This is a genomic window from Cupriavidus oxalaticus, from assembly GCF_038900635.1.
Lineage (GTDB): Bacteria > Pseudomonadota > Gammaproteobacteria > Burkholderiales > Burkholderiaceae > Cupriavidus > Cupriavidus oxalaticus_B.
Genome location: NZ_JAYMRX010000060.1, coordinates 1 through 2194 on the forward strand (window position 1 = coordinate 1; position 2194 = coordinate 2194).

Here is a 2194-nt window from a genome sequence, read left to right on the forward strand (position 1 = left end):
GGCACCGACTACATGGGCCGGGACATGCTCGCGCGCGTGCTGCTCGGCGCGCGCTATACCGTCTGCCTGGCGCTGGTCTCGACCCTGTGCGCCAGCGGCATCGGCATCACGCTCGCGCTGCTCGCCACCGTCAGCGGCCGCTGGATCGATGCCTGCCTGAGCCGCGGCCTCGATACGCTCACCGCGATCCCGAGCAAGATGTTCGCGCTGATCATGGTCGCGGCCTTCGGCTCCTCGGTGTGGATGCTCGCCATCACCGCGGCCATCATCTACGTGCCCGGCGCGTATCGCATCGCACGCTCGCTGGCGGTCAACATCAACGCGATGGACTACGTGACCGTTGCCCGCACGCGCGGCGAAGGCACCGCCTACATCATGCGCCAGGAGATCCTGCCCAACATCGTCGGCCCCATGCTGGCCGACCTCGGGCTGCGCTTCGTCTACGTCGTGCTGCTGCTCGCCAGCCTCAGCTTCCTCGGCCTGGGCATCCAGCCGCCCGAGGCCGACTGGGGTTCGCTGGTGCGCGAGAACATCGGCGCCCTCGCCGAGGGCAGCATGGCCGTGGTGGCACCGGCGCTGGCCATCGCCAGCCTGACCATGGCGGTCAACCTGGTCATCGACAATCTGCCGGGCCGCTCGGCACGTGGGGGGAAATAATGGGCACGTCCGTAACAGTCAGCAATCTGCGCATCACCGCCGGAGCGGCCACCCTGGTCGACGGCGTCGACTTCGAGATCGCGCCGGGCAAGGTGCTGGCCCTGATCGGCGAATCCGGCTCGGGCAAGACCACCACCGCGCTCGCCCTGATGGGCTTTGCGCGCGACGGCTGCGAGATCGCCGGCAGCATCCGGGTGGGCGCCACCGACGTGCTGCACCTGCCGCCGGGCGAGCAGCGCCGGCTGCGCGGGCGCAACATCACGTATATCGCGCAAAGCGCCGCGGCCTCGTTCAACCCCTCGCGCACCATCATGGACCAGGTCGTCGAGCCGGCGCTGATCCACCGCCTGATGGACCGCAAGGCGGCCGAGCAGAAGGCGATCGCGCTGTACCGTGAGCTGGCGCTGCCCGATCCCGAGTCCATCGGCCAGCGCTATCCCCACCAGGTGTCCGGGGGCCAGCTGCAGCGCCTGATGGCGGCCATGGCCCTGATCACCGACCCCGACCTGGTGATCCTGGACGAGCCCACCACGGCACTGGACGTGACCACACAGGTCGAGGTGCTGCGCGTGTTCCGCCGCGCGGTGCGCGAGCGCCGCACCACCGCGGTCTATGTGAGCCACGACCTGGCCGTGGTGGCCCAGGTGGCCGACCACATCCTGGTGCTGCGCGATGGCAAGATGCGCGAGCTGGGCGAGACCGACCAGATCCTGTACCAGCCGGGCGACGACTACACCCGCTGCCTGCTGGCCGCGGCGCGCCCGGCCGAGCGCCCCGGCGCGCCGGTGGACCCGGACAAGAGCCCGCTGCTGCTCGAGGTGCGCGACCTGTCGGCCGGCTACGGCCCGCTCGACGCGCACGGGCAGCCCGCGGCGAAGATCCTGGAGGGGGTCGACCTGAAGCTGTACCGGGGCCAGGCCATCGGCGTGATCGGCGAGTCGGGTTCGGGCAAGACCACGCTGGCGCGGGCCGTCGCCGGGCTGGTGGCCCCGTGCCGCGGCAGCATCGCCTTCAACGGCCGCCCGCTCAAGCCGAGCGTGGCCGAGCGCAGCCGCGAGGAGCTGCGCCGCATCCAGATCGTGTTCCAGATGGCCGATACCGCGCTCAATCCGGCGCGCACCATCCAGGAGATCCTGGCCCGCCCGCTGCAGTTCTACCACGGCCTGCGCGGGGAGGCGCAGCGCGCGCGGATCCGCCAGCTGCTGGACCTGGTGCGGCTGCCGGCGGGCGTGGCGCAGCGCACGCCGGGCGGCCTGTCCGGCGGGCAGAAGCAGCGGGTGAACCTGGCCCGTGCGCTGGCGGCCGAGCCCGAGCTGATCCTGTGCGACGAGATCACCTCGGCGCTGGACACCGTGGTCGGCGCCGCCATCCTCGACCTGATGGCCGAGCTGCGCAAGGAGCTGGGGGTCTCGTACCTCTTCATCAGCCACGACCTGCACACTGTGCGCGCGATCTGCGACGAGATCGTGGTGATGCAGCACGGCCGCAAGCTGACCCAGGTGGCGCACGCGGACTATGACCGGGGGCCGCATCATCC

The 2194-nt window shown here is 71.0% G+C and carries 2 protein-coding genes; both read left to right on the top strand.

Translation table 11 applies throughout. From position 1 onward, the window contains the following. Positions 1-657, top strand: a 657-nt coding sequence (locus VSR71_RS34895) for an ABC transporter permease (protein ID WP_342917896.1), incomplete at its 5' end; no start/stop codon positions are given. After that, positions 657-2194 (top strand): ABC transporter ATP-binding protein (locus VSR71_RS34900; protein WP_342917897.1); only part of this gene is annotated, 1538 nt, incomplete at its 3' end. The genes VSR71_RS34895 and VSR71_RS34900, both read left to right, overlap by 1 nt.